The sequence below is a fragment of the Micromonospora sp. LOL_023 genome, from assembly GCF_048060115.1.
Classification (GTDB): domain Bacteria; phylum Actinomycetota; class Actinomycetes; order Mycobacteriales; family Micromonosporaceae; genus Micromonospora_E.
This window is the reverse complement of the sequence record NZ_JBHMIM010000001.1, coordinates 100,378-118,700: the sequence shown is the minus strand read 5'-3', so window position 1 is coordinate 118,700 and position 18,323 is coordinate 100,378. Positions and strand designations below refer to the sequence as shown.

Below are 18,323 nucleotides of genomic sequence, written 5' to 3'. Positions count from 1 at the left end.
ACGTTACCCACGGCCCGCGGCAGGGTAGGAGGCGGACCATGCCGGATGATCCTGCTGAGCGACGGTCCATCCGGCCGGAACCGGGCGGCAGGGCTGTGCCAACGGCTCGATTACCGAAGGCGGTCGAAATGGCAGAGGACGATCGGTTGGAGGACTCCTCCGCAGGGCCGATCTCGGCCCCGCCGGCACCGGAGCTTCCCGCCGCGCTCGCCGCCGTGTTGGATCGCGGTGGCGAGATGGCGGGGAGAATCCGCGACCACGATTGGAGCAACAGCCCGCTCGGCACACCGGACTCCTGGCCGGCCAGCCTCACCCAGGCGGTCAGCATGATGCTGTCGTCGCAGGCGCAGATCGTTCTCTACTGGGGTCCACAGCGGCGGGCCTTCTACAACGACGCCTACCTGCCGACCATCGGCGGCAAGCACCCGGCAGCCCTCGGCGAACCGGCCGACCAGCACTGGTCCGAGCTGTGGGACGTGCTGGAGCCCCTGTTCGACGGGGTGGTCGACAGCGGCACCGCCTACCAGGGCACCGACCATCCGTTCATGCTGGAACGGCACGGCTTCCTCGAGGAGACCTACTTCGACGTCTCCTACGACCCGCTGTGGGTGGCCGACGGCAGCGTCGGCGGCATCTACTGCATCGTCAACGAGACCACCGGACGGGTGCTGGGTGAGCGGCGGATGCGCGCGTTGGCCGAGCTCGGAACCCGCCTGTCCGACCTGCAGAGCCAGTCGGACCTACGCCGAGGAGTCCTCGACACGCTCGACGGATGTCGTCGGGATGTGCCGTTCGCACTGCTCCATCTTGGCTCGGACGCCGCCTGCGCGCAGCTCGTCGGCTTCACCGGAGTGGACGCCGACACCCTCGCCGCGCCACGGCATCCGGAGCCGGGTTCCGCACCGTTGGCGCTGCTGGAGGCCCTGTACGACGGCGAGTCGGGGGTCGCCGCGGCCGGGGACTTCGTCGACGTACCGCCGGACAACGCCGCGGCCGAGGTACTCGTGCTGCCGATCCGCGCGGCCACCGATCCGGTCGGTGCCCTCGTCCTCGGCTACAGCCGGCACCTGCAGTTGCGCGGTGACTACCGCGACTTCTTCGACCTGCTCGCCACCCAGATCTCCAGCGCGGTGACCAATCAACGGGCGTACCTGCACGAGCGGGCCAAAGCCGCCGAACTCGCCGCGATCGACCAGGCCAAGACCGACTTTTTCGCCAACGTCAGCCACGAGTTCCGTACCCCGCTGACGTTGCTGCTCGGGCCGGTCGAGGATCAGCTCGCCGACCCGGACCTGCCGGCCGTGCACCGTGAGCGTGCCGAGATGATGCAGCGCAACGCGCTGCGGCTACTCAAGCTGGTCAACACGGTGCTGGACTTCTCCCGGCTCGAATCCGGCCGGGCCACGGCAGCGTTCCAGCCGGTCCATCTCGCCGATCTCACCACCCGGCTGGCCAGCACGTTCCGGTCCGCCGCCCAACGCGTCGGGCTGGACCTGACGGTGGAGTGCCCGCCGTTGCCGGCCGCGGTCCACGTCGATCCGGACCTGTGGGAGAAGATCGTCCTGAACCTGCTCTCCAACGCGTTGAAGTTCACCCTGGAAGGTTCCATCACCGTGCGGCTGCGCAGCCGTGGCGACAGGGTCGAGCTGACCGTCGCCGACACCGGCGTCGGGATCCCGCCTGCAGACCTGCCGCACCTGTTCGAGCGGTTCCACCGGGTCGCCGGCGTGCGGGCCCGCAGCCACGAGGGCACCGGGATCGGTCTGGCGCTGGTCCGGGAGCTCGTCCAACTGCACGGCGGCACCGTCGCGGTGCGCAGCGAACCGGGACGGGGCAGCGTGTTCACCGTCGAGGTTCCGACCGGTGCGGACCACCTGCCGTCCGGCGGGCCAGGCAACGGATCCGACGACTGGCCCGCCGGGTCCGCCACCCGCGACACGGTCCGGTTGTATCTGGCCGAGACCGAACGGTGGACCGGTCCGCCCGACGCCCAGGGCGCCTCGTCCGACGCCGAGGCTCCCTCGGCGTCGGGCGCGGTCTCCTGCGCCGAGCAGCCGCCCGGTCGGGTGCTGGTAGTGGACGACAACGCGGACCTGCGGGACCACGTCAGCCGGCTGCTGCTGCCGTACTGGCAGGTGGTCACCGCCTCGGACGGTGCCGCCGCGCTCGATCTGGCCACCCGGACCCCCTTCGACCTCGTCCTGACCGATGTGATGATGCCGCACCTGGACGGATTCGGCCTGGTGGCGGCGCTGCGGGCGGACCGGCGGACCCGACACGTGCCGATCGTCGTACTCTCCGCCCGCGCCGGGCCGGAGTCAGCCGTCGCGGGGCTCTCCGCCGGTGCCGACGACTATCTGGTCAAGCCGTTCGCGGCCCAGGAACTGGTGGCCCGGGTGCGCGCCAACCTCGAACTGGGTCAGCTGCGTGGTCAGATCATCCGCCAGCTCAGGGCGCTGGCCGACGCCGCCGTCGCGGTGAACACCGCGCAGACCACGAGCGAGGTGCTTCGGGTCGCGGTCGACCACGTCCAGCAACTGGTTCACGCCGCCCGGGTGGTGGCCACCGCTCCCGGTGCCCGGCACGAGGCCGACGGCGGCGGCCAGGCCTCAGCCGAGCCGGCGGCGGTCATCCCGTTCATCGGTGCTACCGGAGAGCGCCTCGGCGAACTGCTGGTCTGGGCGTACGACGGGGTGGGCCCGGACATCGACGAAGCGACCCTGGCGGAATTCGCCCGGATGGTGGGGCTGCGACTGGGCAACGCCCGACTGTACGAGGCCGAGCACCGGATTGCCACCACCCTGCAGCACAGCCTGCTTCCGCAGACCCTGCCCCGGGTGCCGGGCGCCCTGGTGGCGAGCCGTTACCTGCCGGGAAACACCGAGGCCGAGGTGGGCGGCGACTGGTACGACGTAGTGGAGGTCGGCGGTGGCCGGCTCGTACTGGTCCTCGGCGACGTGGTCGGCAAAGGGGTGGCCGCGGCGGCCACCATGGGGCAGATGCGCAACGCGTTGCGTGCGTACCTGCTGGAGGGGTTCGCCCCGGGGGACGCGTTGACCCGGCTGAACCGTCTGCTGGCGACGATGGGCCGTCGGTCACTGGCGACCGTGGTGTGCCTGCATTTCGACCCGTCGACCGGTGAACTCCGCTACGCCAGCGCCGGGCATCCACCGCCGGTGCTGGTCGCCGCCGGTGCCGCCAGGTTCCTGCACGGTCAGGCGCTGGGCCCGCCGATCGGGGCCATCTCCGCCAGCGTCTACGGCATGGCCACTGACCGCCTCGGCCCGACGGACCGGCTGCTGTGCTACACCGACGGGCTCATCGAGGACCGCGTCGAGGGCATCGACGTCGGGTTGGGCCGGATCCGCGCCGACGCCCTCGCCGGTGACGATCACGTCGAGGACCTGGCCGACCGGTTGATGCTGCGGATCGCCCGTCAGCCACGCCGCGACGACGTCGCGGTGCTGATACTGGAGGCGACCGAGCTGAACCGGCTGACGCTACGGCTGCCAGCCGAGCCGACCAAGCTGGCGTTGCTGCGCCGGCGGCTGACGGATTTCTTCGCCGCGCACGCGATCAGCGAAACCGACCAGTTCGATCTGACCGTGGCGATCTCCGAGGCGGCGGCAAACGCGATCGAACACCCGGTGAGCCCGGCGGATACGGACATCCGGATCGAAGTGACGATAGACGGCGACGAGTTGACCGCCAGTGTGCGCGACAGCGGCGGCTGGCGTGAATCGGCCGATGCCGGATTCCGCGGCCGTGGTCTGGCTCTCATCGCGGCCCTCGCCGACCTGCGGATCGACCGCGACGAGCACGGCAGCCGGGTGACACTGCGCCGTCAGTTGGCGGCCCGGACCGGGCCGAACTGAGCGTGCGGCGGCGAGGCCGGGCAGACGAGGGGTCAGGGGGCGGCGAGCCAGGGCTGTTCGCCCAACCCGGAGATGTCCAGAACCCGACGGACCTGGCGAGACGGCAGGACCGTCAGCGTCTGCGGGTACCGGTCGGTGAGTCGGATCAGGGCATGGATGGCCGCCGAGTCGAAGAAGGACACCTGGCGCAGGTCCAGGGTCACCGCGCCGGCGTCGCCGTGGGTAGCGGACCGGAACATGCTGTCGGCGGTCGACATGTCGACCTCGCCGCGCACGGTGACGGTCAGCCGATCGCCGTCCAGGTCGCTCGTGGCGGAGAAGACAGGCTCCGGTCCCTCGTGATCCACGTGGTAGAAGATTGCACAACCATGCCGATCCGGCAACAATGCCGACCTCGCGGCGGCCGGCGGCCGGCGGTGCCCGGCCGGCGATAGGCTGCAATCATGACCACCGTCCGCGCCTCGCTGACCCCCGGCACGCTGTCACCCTGGCGCCAGGTGCCAGCGCACATCGCCCGGCCGGAGTACGTCGGCCGCAAGCGGCCCACTCCGTGGCGCGGCTCGCACGTCCAGACACCGGAGATCATCGAACGGATGCGGGTGGCCGGCCGGCTCGCCGCCCAGGCCGTACAGCTCGCCGGCGAGCACTGCAAGCCCGGGGTCACCACCGACGAGATCGACCGCGTGGTGCACGAGTTCCTCTGCGACCACGGGGCGTACCCGTCGACGCTGGGTTACAAGGGATTCCCCAAGTCCTGCTGCACCAGCCTCAACGAGGTCGTCTGTCACGGCATACCCGACTCCACCGCGCTGGCCGACGGCGACATCATCAACATCGACGTGACTGCCTTCCTCGACGGCGTGCACGGCGACACCGATGCCACGTTCTGCGTCGGCGAGGTCAGCGAAGAGGCCGGGCTGTTGGTGGAGCGGACCCATGAAGCCATGATGCGTGGGATCCGGTCGGTCGCCCCTGGCCGGCAGATCAACGTGATCGGCCGGGTCATCGAGTCCTATGCCCGCCGGTTCGGCTATGGCGTGGTCCGGGACTTCACCGGGCACGGCATCGGTGAAGCGTTCCACAGCGGCCTGTACGTGCCGCACTACGACAGCCCACGGCCCACCGACCTGATGGAACCGGGGATGACCTTCACCATCGAGCCGATGATCACCCTCGGCACCTACGAGTACGACATGTGGCGTGACGGCTGGACGGTGGTGACGAAGGACCGCCGGTGGACCGCCCAGTTCGAGCACACGATTCTGGTGACCGAGGACGGCCACGAGATCCTCACCCTGCCGTGAGTGCCGCGCTGCCGGCAGCGGCCGGCGAGCACCATGCCGACGTCGCCGGTGGCTGGCTTCGTCCGGCCGTCTTCGGCACGATGGACGGGTTGGTGACCAACATCGCCCTGATCGCCGGGGTCGGCGGGGGTGGGGCGGCGGCCGGGAGCATCGTCCTGGCCGGCACCGCCGGACTGGCCGCCGGCGCGATATCGATGGCGCTCGGCGAGTACACCAGCGTCCGGGCACAGAACGAGCAGATCGCCGCGGAGATCGCCAAGGAGCGCCGCGAGCTCGACAGCCATCCGGAGGCGGAGGCAAGGGAGCTCGCCGGTCTGCTCGTCGGGCGGGGGATTCCCGCGGACCTCGCCGAGCAGGTCGCGACGGCGCTGCGGGATCGGCCGGAAGCCGCACTACGGATGCACGTCCAGGAGGAGCTCGGCGTCGATCCCGACGACCGGCCGAGTCCATGGGTGGCCGCCGGGTCGTCGTTCGGCTGTTTCTCGGTCGGTGCGCTGGTGCCGTTGCTCCCGTTTCTGCTCGGGTTCGGGCAGTTGTGGTTCGCACTGGCCGTCGGCGGTGCGGGCCTGTTCGTCGCCGGAGTGCTGGTGGCTCGGTTCACCGGTCGACGGTGGTGGCGCGGCGGGCTGCGACTGCTGTCGCTCGGCGCGTTGGCGGCCGCCGCGACCTACCTGGTCGGTTGGCTGGTGGGTGCCGGCGTGGGGCTGTTCTGACCCGGCAGTACGGTCGCCTCGCAGTGATCGAGCCAGCGTAGTTCCGCCTCGGCCTGGAACACCAGCGCGTCGAGGGCCAGTTGGCGGGCCCGGTCACCGGATTCGATCCGCCGCCGTGCCCGGACCAGGCTCCGCAGCTCCGTCATACTCGCGGTGCGCTGGGCGGCGAGCACCTGTGCCGCGTCGACCAGCGGGGTGCTCAGCGCCAGCGCCAACTTGATCGTCAGTTCGTCACGTGGTCGCGTCGCGCGGGTCACCGGTGTGTCGAACCACATCGCCAACTCCCCGCGACCCGCCACGGTGATCTCGAACGGCCGCTGTCCACCGTCGTTCGCCGCCAGCGCACGGACCAGACCGTCGCGCTCCAGCCGGGCGAGCGTGGTGTAGACCTGACCGATGTTGAGTTGCCAGGCACCGCCCGTGGACTCCTCGAAGTTCGCGCGTAGCTGGTAGCCGTACATCGGGCTGCGGTCGAGCAGCGCGAGCAGCCCGTGGCGGATCGACATGGCACCCGAGTATGCATACCGAGTAGGTGGGGGGGCAACCCGGAACATGAATCGCCGATCGGGTGAGGTCAATCCGGCCGTCCCGGCCAGGTCGGGGCGGCCGGGGTGATTCCGGCAGCCTGCCGCCAGCGGGTCGCCTGGACCGCGTACTCGACCAACGCGGCGAGCGCCACCTCGCGTTGCGCACCTTCGGTGACCGGCAGGACCGCCCGCCAGACCGCTGCGGTGCGTTCCTCCACCTCGGCCGCCAGCCGTACCGCGCTGGCCTGGTCGGTCAGCGGGAACGGCAGCTGGTAGGCGGGATCCAGCGCCACCGGCTCGTTGCCGGCGGACCGGAGGATCAGCTGGTCGCGTCGGGCGCGATGCGCCGATTCGGCGGTTCGTGCCCGCTGTACGGCTTCGCCGCGCAGATGCACGCCGAGTCGCCCGTACGCGAAGATCGCCGCGTGTTCGGCGGCCAGGGCCAGCTCCCACTGGTCAGTCACGGAAGAACCTCCAGGTGACAGGCGCGGGCGGCGGCGATCGAGCCAAGTAGCGCGGCGCGTTCGGCCGGGGCGCTGCGGCACGCTTCGGCCGCCGCCGCGCCGGCCGTCTCCTCGGCGGCCCGTAGCGCGGCGACGGTGGCCCTCGGATCCGCCGGCGGGAGATTTGTCGCCGGGGTCGGTGGGCCGGACGTACCGGCCCGGTCGGATCCGTCCCGTGTGGGGCCGTCGGTGGCGGTGGGTGGGGCGACGCCGACGATCCGACCGAGCTCCTCGGCATGCGTCCGGTGGGTCGCGGCGATCGGCGCCAGCACGGTTCCGAGTTCGGCGACCGTGCGGATGGCCTCGTCGTACTGCCCGGCCAGCTCCAAGGTGGCGGTGAGAAGGCTGGCGAGCGGGTCGGGCTGAGGGTCAGGTTCCGGGGTGCGGCCTGGTAGTTCGCAGCCGGCGAGGACGCCGGGTACGGCGACGGCGATCACCGCACCGACCGCGCCTCGGAGCACGCCACGGCGACCGCAGCCGGCGGCGTCGTGTCGGCCGGGTTGGTTCGAGCTGAGCACCGGACTAGTCAACACCATCGCCCGCGGCGATCGCTTCGGTACCACGCGCACCGGCCGGCTCGATCTTGTCGCCGGGTCCGTACGGCCAGGCGGGACGGTTGGGTCGCGCGGGCACGAAACGACGCCGCAGGGTGCTGTCAGTGGTCCTTGACCCAGCATGTGCCAGGTGCGGGCTTTCGTCGGTGCGCCGGGCGGTCGATCGCCCGAGGAGCGCGTTACGCTCTGCCCAGCCACGGATGAGTCGCATCCGGCGGTGCTGCTGGTGCCGCTATGGCAGATACCTGAAGACGATGACGGTGAAGGGTGCGGAGATGACACAGCGTGACCGTGCCGATGGCAGGTCACCCGGATCCCGCTCCCGCCGGGCCGTCACCGCGCCTCGGCCCCGCCCGGAGGGTGGTTCTCGGCCCCGGGTCGACCCTGGTGCCCGGCGCGAGCGGCTTCGTGCGGTGATCGAGCCGGTCGTGCAGTTGGCCGGGTTCGACCTGGAGGACGTGTCGGTGTCCCGGGCGGGGCGTCGGCATCTGGTCCGGGTGATGGTCGACGCCGACGGTGGCGTCGGGCTGGACGCGGTGGCAGAGGTGTCCCGGTCGATCTCCGCGGCGCTCGACGAGGCGGAGTCGGCGACCGGGGCGGAGCTGATTCCCGGCGAATACCAACTCGAGGTCAGCTCGCCCGGGGTGGACCGGCCGCTGCGGCTACCCCGGCACTGGCGCCGTAACACCGGTCGGCTGGTGCAGGTGATGGCCGGGCAGCGCCAGGTCACCGGGCGGGTCGTCGCAGCCGATGACAGCTCGGTGCGGCTGGACGTCGAGGGCGAGGTGCGGCAGTGGCCGTACGAGGATCTCGGCCCGGGCCGGGTCCAGCTGGAGTTCAACCGTATCGACGAGGTCGAGGACGAAGACCTGATGGATCTGGACGGCACGGCTGACGACGACGAAGTGGAGGACGAGGAGAGGTGAACATCGACCTCGCGGCGCTGCGCGCACTGGAGCGTGAGCGGGAGATCCCGTTCGACACGATTCTCTCGGCAATCGAGGCCGCGCTGCTGACCGCCTACCGGCACACCGAGGGGGCCGAGAGCCACGCGCGGGTCGAGATCGACCGCAAGAGTGGCATGGCTCTGGTGTACGCACAGGAGTTCGACGCCGACGGCACCAAGTTGCGGGAGTGGGAGGACACCCCACACGACTTCGGGCGGATCGCCGCGATGACCGCCAAGCAGGTGATTCTGCAGCGGCTGCGGGAGGCCACCGACGAGGTGCACTTCGGTGAGTACGCTGGCCGCGACGGTGACCTGGTCACCGGGGTGATCCAGGCGCACGAGGCGCGCTCGGAGAAGGGCATCGTCTCGGTCGACCTGGGCAAGGTGGAGGCGGTGCTGCCCAACTCGGAACAGGTGCCGGGGGAGACATACCCGCACGGGCAGCGGATCCGTTGTGTGGTCGTGCACGTGGCCAAGGGCTTCCGGGGGGCGCAAATCACCTTGTCGCGGTCGCATCCCAACCTGGTGAAGAAGCTCTTCGCCCTGGAGGTACCGGAGATCGCCGACGGCACGGTGGAGATCGCCGCCATCGCTCGGGAGGCGGGGCACCGGACCAAGATCGCGGTGCGGTCGATGACGGCCGGGGTAAACGCCAAGGGCGCCTGCATCGGGCCGATGGGCCAACGGGTCCGGGCCGTGATGAGTGAGTTGCACGGAGAGAAGATCGACATCATCGACTGGTCGGAGGATCCGGCCACTTTCGTGGGTAACGCGCTGTCACCGGCGAAGGCGCTACGGATCGAGGTGGTGGACGCCCTCAGCCGGGCGGCGCGGGTGACCGTGCCGGATTTCCAGCTTTCGTTGGCGATCGGGCGGGAAGGACAGAATGCCCGCCTTGCCGCCCGGCTGACCGGTTGGCGGATCGACATCCGCCCCGACACCGAGGCTGCCCCGGTAGGTCGTGACCCCGCTCCGGAACCGGGCGGCGCGGTCTCGGGCGCGTCGGGGTAGACTTTTCTCGTGGTACGACGCGCGTCGCCGGAGCGCACCTGCGTGGGCTGTCGGCAGCGTGCAGCGGTTCACGACCTACTACGGTTCGTCGTGGTCGGGGGCGAGCAGGAACGTCGCCTGCGACCTGATCCGATCCGTGGTCTGCCGGGGCGGGGCGCTCATCTGCACCCCGATCCGATGTGTCTCGAGCTGGCACAGCGGCGTCGCGCCCTCGGGCGGGCGTTGCGGCTCACCGGTGTCGTCGACACCGATGAGCTGGCTGAGTACATTCGCGAGTCAACCGCTACGTCCGGTCATCCGGCCGGACGAGGGTCGCACAGCAAGGTAGGACGACGGACATGAGCACACGATGAAGTCCCAGCAATGATCAGGCTTCAAGTGCACGAGTGAGGTCGCTGCGGGTGCTGCCCGCACGACCTCGGAGTGAGGAGTGCAGTGGCAGGCAAGGCCCGCGTACACGAGCTAGCCAAAGAGCTCGGGGTCGAGAGTAAGACCGTTCTCGCCAAGCTCAAGGAGATGGGCGAGTTCGTCAAATCCGCGTCGAGCACGGTGGAAGCACCGGTGGCCCGGCGCCTCCGTGGTGCGTTCGCGGCGTCCGCCCAGGCACCGGCCGCAGCGCCGGCCGCCTCGGCCGCGCCGTCGCCGAGCAGCACCGAACCGAGAATCTCCGCCCGACCGGCACCGCCGCGCCGGCCGGCCGCGCCGGCGCCGATGCGCCCCAAGGGCCCGGTGCCCGGACCGCCGCCGTCGGCGGCACCGGTCGCCAAGCCGGCGAGCGCGCACGACATCGAGGTGGCTGCCGCGGAGGCCCGGGCAGCTGCCCTCAAGGCTGAGCAGGAAGCCAACGTCAAGGCCGCTCAGCAGGCGGCGAAGCAGCGTGACACGACCCGCCGGGAGCCGCCGGCCGAGGGCAGTGGCCAGCGGACCGGGCCCCGGCCAGGTCCAGGTGCGGTACCGCCGCGTCCAGGTAGCCCGGCCGCAGGCCGAGCGGCCGGCGGCGGCCGACCGGCCGGACCCGGTGCGCCGTCGGCGCCCGGCCGTCCGGGGGCCCGGCCGCCTGCGCGCAGCGCCGGCAACAACCCGTTCGGCATCAGCCAGGGTGGCGGCCAGCGGCCGGCTGCCGGCGGCGGGCCTCGGCCCAACCCGGCGTCGATGCCGCCCCGGCCGAGCCCGGCATCCATGCCGCCCCGGCCGAGCCCGGCATCCATGCCTTCGCAGCGTCCCGGCCGCCCCGGCGGCGGTCCTGGCGGTGGCGCCGGACGCCCGGGTGGTCCCGGTGGCGCCGGTCGGGGTGGTGCCGGCGGTGGCGGCGGTGGTTACCGTGGCGGTCCCGGCGGTGGTGCCGGCGGTGGCGGCGGTGGTTACCGTGGCGGTCCCGGCGGTGGTGCCGGCGGCGGCTTCCGTCCCGGTGCGCCGGCTGGCGGTGGCGGTCGCCCGGGTGGCGGCGGTCGTGGCCGTGGCGGCGGTGCGGCGGGTGCGTTCGGACGCCCCGGTGGCCGGCCGACCCGTGGCCGCAAGTCGAAGAAGCAGCGCAGACAGGAATTCGACAACCTCTCCGCGCCGACCATGAGCTCGGGTGCACCCCGTGGTCAGGGCCAGGTGGTGCGGCTGTCACGTGGTGCCTCGTTGTCGGACTTCGCAGACAAGATCAACGCGAATCCGGGATCGCTGGTCCAGGAGATGTTCAACCTGGGCGAGATGGTCACCGCGACCCAGTCCTGCTCGGACGAGACCCTGCACCTGCTCGGCGAGCACCTCGGGTTCGACATCCAGATCGTCAGCCCGGAGGACGAGGACCGTGAGCTGCTCGCGCAGTTCAACATCGACCTCGACGCCGAGGTGGCTTCCGACCGGCTGGTCACCCGGCCACCGGTGGTGACCGTGATGGGTCACGTCGACCACGGTAAGACCAAGCTGCTCGACGCGATCCGCAAGACCAACCTGGTCGACGACGAGGCCGGCGGAATCACCCAGCACATCGGCGCGTACCAGGTGCGTGTGCCACACGCCGGGACCGACCGGGCGTTGACCTTCATCGACACCCCGGGTCACGAGGCGTTCACCGCCATGCGTGCCCGTGGTGCCCAGGTCACCGACATCGTGGTGCTGGTGGTCGCGGCAGACGACGGCGTGATGCCGCAGACCATCGAGGCGCTCAACCACGCCAAGGCGGCGGAGGTGCCGATCGTGGTCGCGGTCAACAAGGTCGACAAGCCCGAGGCCAACCCGGACAAGGTCCGCCAGCAGCTGACCGAGTACGGTCTGGTCGCCGAGGAGTACGGCGGCGACACCATGTTCATCAACGTGGCGGCCAAGCCAGGGCTCGGCATCGACGAGTTGTTGGAGGCGGTGCTGCTGACCGCCGACGCGACACTCGAGCTCACCGCACCGATCGACGGCCCGGCCCAGGGCATCGCCATCGAGGCACACCTCGACAAGGGTCGTGGCGCGGTGGCCACGGTCCTGGTGCAGAAGGGCACCCTGCGTACCGGTGACTCGATCGTCGCCGGTGGGGCGCACGGCCGGGTCCGGGCGATGCTCGACGAGAACGGCAACCAGGTCGCCGAGGCGGGTCCTGCCCGTCCGGTACTGGTGCTCGGTCTCACCGCGGTACCCAGCGCGGGTGACACGTTCCTCGCCGCGCAGGACGACCGGACGGTGCGGCAGATCGCCGAGCAGCGACAGGCACGGCGGCGGGCGGCGAGCTTCGCCAACTCCCGTGGCCGGGCGACGCTGGAGACGCTCATGGAGCAGATCAAGGAGGGCGAGAAGACGTCGCTCAACCTGATCCTCAAGGGCGATGTCTCCGGCTCGGTCGAGGCACTCGAGGACGCGCTGTTCAAGCTCGACATCCCGGAGGAGGTCCAACTGCGGATCCTCGACCGGGGCGTGGGCGCGATCACCGAGAGCAACGTGATGCTCGCGAGTGCGTCCGCCGAGGCGGCGACGATCATCGGCTTCAACGTCCGGGCCTCCAACAAGGTCCGGGAGATCGCCGACCGCGAAGGCGTGGAGATCCGGTACTACACGGTCATCTACCAGGCCATCGAGGAGATCGACGCGGCGCTCAAGGGCCTGCTCAAGCCGGAGTACGAAGAGGTCGAGCTGGGCACGGCGGAGATCCGCGACGTGTTCCGCTCGTCCAAGATCGGCAACATCGCCGGCTGCATGGTCCGCTCCGGGGTCATCCGACGCAACGCCAAGGCGCGACTGCTGCGCGACGGCGCGGTGGTGGCGGACAACGTCACGATCAGCTCGCTGAAGCGGTTCAAGGACGACGCGACCGAGGTCCGCGAGGGCTTCGAATGCGGTCTGACCTTGGGCAACTACAACAACCTCCAGGTTGGCGACATCATCGAGACCTTCGAGATGCGGGAGAAGGTTCGCGCCTGATCCGCTGATCGGGGATCGGCGATCCGACGGACGGTCGCGACCGGTGCACCTCGTGCCGGGCGCGGCCGTCCGTCGGCGTATGTCGGCGCCGTGGCAGTGGACGAGACGTCCGTCGGCGTATGTCGGCGGACGTCGCGGGCCCGGTTGGGTATCCTGCGGGGCGATGTTTACCGGAACCGCGATCTTCGACATGCTGCTGCCCGGCGACTCGCAGTCGCTGAAGGCCAAGCGCTCGTACGTCCGCCCGATCATCGCCGCGTTGCGCCGGTTCGAGGTCTCGGCCGCCGAGGTCGGCGTGTTGGACCGGCACGGCCGCGCGGAGCTGGCGGTGGCGGTGGTCGCCGCCGACGCGGCACACGTACGGGAAGTACTCGACAAGTGTGAGCGGCTGGTGGCGGCCCGGCCGGAGATCGAGCTGCTGTCCGTCCGCCGCCGTCTGTACGGGGCCGACGATTGACGCTGGCGAAGCGGTCAGGCGGGCGGGCACCGGGCCGGGCGGCGACGCCACCGCACCGCCCGGCCCGGCGGCCGACACACAGGTAGGGTCGACACGTTGACGGACATGGCGGAGGTAGCGAGATGACGGACCCGGCCCGGGTACGCAGGCACGCGGAGCGCGTGCGCGAGCTGGTGGCTTCGGTGGTGCGTACCCAGATCAAGGATCCTCGGCTCGGGATGATCACCATCACCGACTCGCGGATCACCGCTGACCTGCGTGACGCCACGGTGTTCTACACCGTGCTCGGCGACGCCGCCGCGGAGGCCGACACCAAGGCGGCCCTGGACAGTGCGAACGGCCTGCTGCGCAGCACCGTCGGCAAGGCGTTGGGGCTACGGCACTCGCCGACGCTGACCTTCGTCCTCGACAACGTACAGGAGCACGCCAAGCACATCGACGATCTGTTGACCGTGGCCCGGACGGCCGACGCCGAGGTACAGCGGCTCGCGGCGAACGCCGAGTACGCCGGGGACGCGGAGCCGTACCGGGCCGACGACGACACCGACGACGACCCGGTGGACGCGGCACCGGCGGGCAAGCCGGACCTGGACGGGCCGCGCCGATGATCGCCGTGCCGTCTCCGTCGGGCCAGACCGCGACCGACCTGCCCACCGGGCCGACCCCGGGTGAATGGTCGGCGGCGGTGGCCGCGATCGAGGCGGTGCCGCCCGGCGGGCGGGTGTTGCTGCTCTGCCACGTCAATCCGGATGGGGACGCTCTCGGCAGCATGCTCGGTTTCGGGCTCGGCCTGTGTCGCCTGGGTGGCAGGTCGGTCCAGGCGACGTTCTCCGGTAGTCAGGATCTGCCGCCGTCGTTGCAGGGAATGCCCGGTGCCGAGCTGCTGGTTCCGCCCGACCAGAGCTGGACCGATCCGGATCTGGTGCTCTGTTTCGATGTGGCCGCCGCGTCCCGCCTCGGGCCGTTGGCCGAGCGGATGGACTCGCCGACGGCGATCGTCGTCGATCATCACGCGTCCAACACCCGGTTCGGTGGTATCCATCTGGTGGACCCGGGCGCGGCGGCGACCTCGGTGGTGGTCGATCGGCTGCTCGAACGGCTCGGTGTGCCGTTGGACGAGCAGATCGCCGAGTGTCTCTACATCGCGCTGGTCACCGATACGGGTTCGTTCCGGTTCGACATGACCACCCCGGCGGTGCACGAGTTGGCCGCGCGGCTGCTGGCCACCGGGATCCGTCCGGCGGAGATCTCCCGCCGGGTGTTCGACAGCCGTCCGTTCGGCGCGGTCCGGCTGTTCGGCGCGGTGTTGCAACGCAGCGTTCTGGAGCCGGCGGCGGCCGGCGGTCGGGGCCTGGTCTGGACCTATGCCACGCTGGCCGACCTGGAGACCTACCGGCAGCCGCCGTACGTGCTCGAAGCCCTGATCGACTCGGTCCGGTGCACTGTCGAGGCCGATGTGAGCTGTGTGCTCAAGCAGGTGACCCAGACCAGTTGGGCGGTGTCGATGCGCAGCAAGGGCGGCGTCGACGTCAGCCAGGTCGCGGTGTCCCTCGGCGGCGGTGGGCACCGGCTCGCGGCCGGTTTCACCGGTGCCGGCAGTGTCGAGGAGATCGTCGCGGCGATCCGCGCCCGGCTGGACTGAGCTGGACGACGCAGATCCGACCGGCCCACTGGCTCGGCGTGCTTCACTCGCTGTCACCTGGTGGGGACAATCGGATGATGGAACATCCGTCTGATCTTGCCGTGGACGTCCCGCGGGCCTGGGACCGGCCGGTGGTGTCGATGCCGGTGATCGTGGTGCTCGCGCTGGTCGGCGGGCAGCTGCCGTCGTTCTCGACGGCGGCGAACATCTACTCCATCGGCACCGGCGGCGCGCTGATCTGGCTCGGTCTGTCGCACCGGATGCCTCGGCGGGCCGCACCACGCCGGCTCGGTGACGGTGCGGTCTGGTGGGTGCTGCCGGTCGCGGTTTTCACGGTCTTCGAGGGAGCCACCTACGCGTTGGGCTCGACCGAGGACTTTCCCACCTTTTCCAAGCTGGCGGATCCGGTGCTGGACGGGCCGCTGGCTCGCGCTGCGGTGTACTTCGCCTGGCTGGCCGCCTTCTGGGCGTTGGTCCGCCGATGAGCGCCACCCGGATCCTGGTGATCTCCGGTTTCGCGGCCGCCTTCGTCGCGTTCGGCGTGTTGGAGGTGCTCGCCCGCCGTCCCGGCTCCCGCATCCCGAGCTTCGGCGACGTCTGCGCCTACGTCATGCAGTACGAGGTGGGCAGGGTCCCGGTCGGTCGGATCGGTGTCCTGGGTTTCTGGTGGTGGGTGGGGTGGCACTTCTTCGCCAGGTGACCGATTTGCCGTAGGTCGCGGCAGTTCTCGCCGCCACCCCGTGGGCGAGGGCTTGTCGCGCTGTGGACTTCTCGAATCATGGGAACGATGCGCAGAATATGGACCTGAACGATAGCTTGGTTTTGTGGTACGGGCCACATCTGCCCGCCCTGCAGCCCGCTCAGTCGCGGTCCCCGGCGATCCCGGTCGTGCCGCCTGCGGCACCCAGTGCCTCAACTCTGTGTGAAGGTCGTGTCGCCATGCCCAGTAAGCCCAAGCCCGAGACCGACGACGCCCGCGAGCAGGCCCGGCGGGCTCTGCAGACGTCGATGGACACCCGCCAGTAGCGCGGTTCGACCCCGCGCCCCGGCGCTCGGCGGGTATCCGCCGAGCAGGTCGATCCGAGGTAAGTGAACTAGGCGATAGCGCTCCTTACCTGTCGGCTGCGACGCTTCGTGTCGATGGAAGCTGAGAGCGCCCTCCCGACCCCGGTGCCGACCCGGCGGATCGCCCAACTCGCGCTGCCTGCGCTGGTGGTGCTGGCGGCTGAGCCGCTGTACGTCCTCGTCGACACCGCGGTCGTCGGCCGGCTCGGGGCGGTCTCCCTGGCGGCTGTCGCCATCGGCGGCACCGTGATGTCGGTCGCGGCGTGGCTCGGCATCGTCGCGGCCTACGGCACCACCGGCCGAGCCGCGCGCCGGTTCGGCGCGGCCGATCGTCGGGCGGCGATCGCCGAAGGCGTCCAAGCGTCCTGGCTCGCCTTCGTGGCGGGCGTGCTGCTCGCCGTCGTCGGTCAGGTCCTCGCCGCCCCGATCACCGGTGGACTCGCCGGCGCGGAGAACGCGGTGGCGCAGGCCGCCGGCGACTGGCTGCGCATCGCCGTCTGGGGTGCGCCCGGGCTGCTGCTCGCCGCCGCCGGCAACGGCTGGATGCGCGGGGTCCAGGAGACCCGCCGCCCGGTCCGGTACGTCCTGACGGCCAACGTGATCTCCGCCGTACTCTGCCCGATCCTGGTCTATCCGGCCGGCCTCGGCCTGGCTGGCTCGGCGGTGGCGAACGTCGTCGCGCAGACCCTGGGCGGGCTGCTGTTCGTGATCGCGCTGGCGCGCGCCGGGGTGCCGTTGCGACCACGGCCGGAGCTGATCGTCGCGCACCTCACGGTCGGTCGTGACCTGTTGATCCGGGGGGCCGCCTTCCAGGCCAGCTTCCTGTCCGCCACCGCGGTCGCCGCCCGGTACGGCACCGTCCAGGTGGCTGCGCACCAGATCGCCATCCAGTTGTGGTTCTTCACCGCGCTGGCGCTGGACGCCCTCGCGATCGCCGGTCAGTCCCTGGTCGGTGCCGCGCTCGGTGCCGGTGACGCGGCGGGTGCCCGGGCGCTGGCCCGACGACTCGTGCTGCTCGGTGCGTTGGCCGGCATCGCCTTCGCGGTGCTGTTCACCGCCGGGGCACCGGTGATTCCCGGCTGGTTCAGCCCCGACCCCACGGTGCACGCCCAAGCCAGGATCGTCTGGCCGTGGTTCGTCGCGATGCAGCCGGTGGCCGGGGTGGTCTTCGCCCTCGACGGTGTCTTCATCGGCGCCGGGGACCTGCGGTACCTGCGCAACCTGACCCTCGGCGCGGCCTTCGGCGGCTTCCTGCCCGCGATCTGGGTCGGCTATGCGCTCGGTCTCGGCCTCGCCGGCGTCTGGGCCGGGCTGGGGTTGTTCATGCTGATCCGGTTGGCCGGGCTGACCCTGCGGCTGCGCTCGCCACGCTGGGCGGTGCTCGGCGTGCCGGTGGGCCGGGCCTGATCGTCGCGCGGCATCGGGATCTGGCAGTCTTGGCAGTCGTGAGTACGCACGGACTGATCGTGGTCGACAAGCCGGCCGGGATGACCTCGCACGATGTCGTAGCCCGGCTCCGCCGGCTGGCCCGCACCCGCCGGGTCGGCCATGGTGGCACCCTGGATCCGATGGCGACGGGCGTGCTGGTCGTCGCGGTGAACCGGGCCACCCGCCTGCTCACCTACATCATCGGTGCGCGGAAGAGCTACGCCGCGACCATCCGGCTCGGCGTGTCGACGGTGACCGACGACGCCGAGGGCGAGGTGACCGCCCGCACCCCGGCCACCGGGATCACGCCGGAGCAGATCCGGGCGGGGCTGGCGGCGCTCACCGGTGAGATCGACCAGATCCCGAGCGCGGTCAGCGCCATCAAGATCAACGGACAGCGGGCTTACAAGCGGGTCCGGGCCGGTGAGGACGTCACGCTGCCCGCCCGCCGGGTGACGATCTCCCGCCTGGAACCCATCGCGATCCGCCCACCGGTAGACGGTGGCCTCGACGTCGAGGTACAGGTCGACTGCTCGTCCGGCACCTACATCCGGGCGATAGCCCGCGACCTGGGGGCCGCGCTGGGCGTCGGCGGGCACCTGACCGCGCTGCGCCGCACCGCCGTCGGCGACTTCACCCTCGCCGAGGCCGCCACCCTGGCGGAGTTGGAGCAGCAGGCGCCGGAGGTGGTGCGGCTGCCGATGGCGGCCGCCGCCGGCCGGTTCCTGGCCCGGCGGGAGGCCGACGCGGAAGAGGCCCGGGTGCTCGGTCACGGCGGTCCGATCAGCGCGGTCGGCCAGCCCGGCCCGTACGCGGTGTTCGCCCCGGACGGCGAACTGTTGGCGGTGGTCTCTGAACGTGACGGCCGGGCCCGGGCGGAGATCGTGCTCGCCCCGGCGTGA

At 71.1% G+C, this 18,323-nt stretch carries 18 protein-coding genes; 14 read left to right on the top strand and 4 right to left on the bottom strand.

What is annotated here, in order from left to right:
- Positions 1-128: 128 nt before the first annotated feature.
- Positions 129-3,875, top strand: coding sequence for a SpoIIE family protein phosphatase (locus ACFHVL_RS00540; RefSeq protein WP_416624541.1), 3,747 nt, complete (start codon positions 129-131; stop codon positions 3,873-3,875).
- Between the two features lie 32 nt (positions 3,876-3,907).
- Here the strand turns inward: ACFHVL_RS00540 and ACFHVL_RS00535 are convergent, their stop codons facing one another.
- Positions 3,908-4,222, bottom strand: coding sequence for an STAS domain-containing protein (locus ACFHVL_RS00535; protein WP_416624539.1), 315 nt, complete (start codon positions 4,220-4,222; stop codon positions 3,908-3,910).
- Positions 4,223-4,318: 96 nt separating this feature from the next.
- Here ACFHVL_RS00535 and map point away from each other — a divergent pair, with 96 nt between their 5' ends.
- Together map and ACFHVL_RS00525 are read left to right on the top strand one after the other, a co-directional pair.
- Positions 4,319-5,179, top strand: a complete 861-nt coding sequence (gene map / locus ACFHVL_RS00530) for a type I methionyl aminopeptidase (protein ID WP_416624537.1) — start codon at positions 4,319-4,321, stop codon at positions 5,177-5,179.
- Positions 5,176-5,892, top strand: a complete 717-nt coding sequence (locus tag ACFHVL_RS00525; RefSeq protein WP_416624535.1) for a VIT1/CCC1 transporter family protein — start codon at positions 5,176-5,178, stop codon at positions 5,890-5,892. Before map ends, ACFHVL_RS00525 begins: the two co-directional genes overlap by 4 nt.
- Here the strand turns inward: ACFHVL_RS00525 and ACFHVL_RS00520 are convergent.
- The 3 genes from ACFHVL_RS00520 to ACFHVL_RS00510 all read right to left on the bottom strand — a co-directional run bounded on the left by ACFHVL_RS00520 (position 5,847) and on the right by ACFHVL_RS00510 (position 7,440).
- Positions 5,847-6,398, bottom strand: a complete 552-nt coding sequence (locus ACFHVL_RS00520) for a PadR family transcriptional regulator (RefSeq protein WP_416624534.1) — start codon at positions 6,396-6,398, stop codon at positions 5,847-5,849. The genes ACFHVL_RS00525 and ACFHVL_RS00520 overlap by 46 nt on opposite strands.
- 68 nt (positions 6,399-6,466) lie before the next feature.
- Entirely contained in the window at positions 6,467-6,883 is a 417-nt protein-coding gene (locus ACFHVL_RS00515; RefSeq protein ID WP_416624533.1) for a ferritin-like domain-containing protein, read from the bottom strand.
- On the bottom strand, positions 6,880-7,440 hold the full coding sequence (locus ACFHVL_RS00510; RefSeq protein ID WP_416624531.1) for a hypothetical protein: 561 nt from the start codon (positions 7,438-7,440) through the stop codon (positions 6,880-6,882). The genes ACFHVL_RS00515 and ACFHVL_RS00510 overlap by 4 nt, the downstream gene beginning before the upstream one ends.
- 311 nt (positions 7,441-7,751) lie before the next feature.
- On the opposite strand from ACFHVL_RS00510, the gene rimP reads away from it, so the two are divergent.
- The 11 genes from rimP (at position 7,752) to truB (ending at position 18,323) form a co-directional block, all read left to right on the top strand.
- The gene (gene rimP / locus ACFHVL_RS00505) at positions 7,752-8,402 is read left to right on the top strand and encodes a ribosome maturation factor RimP (protein ID WP_416624530.1); all 651 of its coding nucleotides are present in this window, start codon (positions 7,752-7,754) and stop codon (positions 8,400-8,402) included.
- Positions 8,399-9,436: a transcription termination factor NusA gene (nusA, locus tag ACFHVL_RS00500; RefSeq protein ID WP_416624528.1), complete on the top strand. Its 1,038-nt coding sequence runs from the start codon at positions 8,399-8,401 to the stop codon at positions 9,434-9,436. The genes rimP and nusA overlap by 4 nt, the downstream gene beginning before the upstream one ends.
- Before the next feature lie 9 nt (positions 9,437-9,445).
- Positions 9,446-9,778, top strand: coding sequence for a YlxR family protein (locus ACFHVL_RS00495; protein ID WP_416624527.1), 333 nt, complete (start codon positions 9,446-9,448; stop codon positions 9,776-9,778).
- Between the two features lie 93 nt (positions 9,779-9,871).
- Positions 9,872-12,829 carry a translation initiation factor IF-2 gene (gene infB, locus ACFHVL_RS00490; protein WP_416624525.1) on the top strand — a complete coding sequence of 986 codons (2,958 nt, stop codon included), beginning with the start codon at positions 9,872-9,874 and terminating at the stop codon, positions 12,827-12,829.
- A gap of 163 nt (positions 12,830-12,992) precedes the next feature.
- The gene (locus ACFHVL_RS00485) at positions 12,993-13,286 is read left to right on the top strand and encodes a DUF503 domain-containing protein (RefSeq protein WP_416624524.1); all 294 of its coding nucleotides are present in this window, start codon (positions 12,993-12,995) and stop codon (positions 13,284-13,286) included.
- 122 nt (positions 13,287-13,408) lie between these two features.
- Positions 13,409-13,894 (top strand): 30S ribosome-binding factor RbfA, encoded by a 486-nt coding sequence (gene rbfA, locus ACFHVL_RS00480; RefSeq protein WP_416624522.1) that lies wholly within the window; start codon positions 13,409-13,411, stop codon positions 13,892-13,894.
- Positions 13,891-14,928: a DHH family phosphoesterase gene (locus tag ACFHVL_RS00475; protein ID WP_416624521.1), complete on the top strand. Its 1,038-nt coding sequence runs from the start codon at positions 13,891-13,893 to the stop codon at positions 14,926-14,928. Before rbfA ends, ACFHVL_RS00475 begins: the two co-directional genes overlap by 4 nt.
- 77 nt (positions 14,929-15,005) lie before the next feature.
- On the top strand, positions 15,006-15,413 hold the full coding sequence (locus ACFHVL_RS00470; RefSeq protein ID WP_416624519.1) for a hypothetical protein: 408 nt from the start codon (positions 15,006-15,008) through the stop codon (positions 15,411-15,413).
- Positions 15,410-15,628 (top strand): DUF6186 family protein, encoded by a 219-nt coding sequence (locus ACFHVL_RS00465; protein ID WP_416624517.1) that lies wholly within the window; start codon positions 15,410-15,412, stop codon positions 15,626-15,628. The genes ACFHVL_RS00470 and ACFHVL_RS00465 overlap by 4 nt, the downstream gene beginning before the upstream one ends.
- Before the next feature lie 440 nt (positions 15,629-16,068).
- A complete protein-coding gene (locus tag ACFHVL_RS00460) occupies positions 16,069-17,400 on the top strand; it encodes an MATE family efflux transporter (protein ID WP_416624515.1) in 1,332 nt (443 codons plus the stop codon).
- A gap of 38 nt (positions 17,401-17,438) precedes the next feature.
- A complete protein-coding gene (gene truB / locus ACFHVL_RS00455; protein ID WP_416624513.1) occupies positions 17,439-18,323 on the top strand; it encodes a tRNA pseudouridine(55) synthase TruB in 885 nt (294 codons plus the stop codon).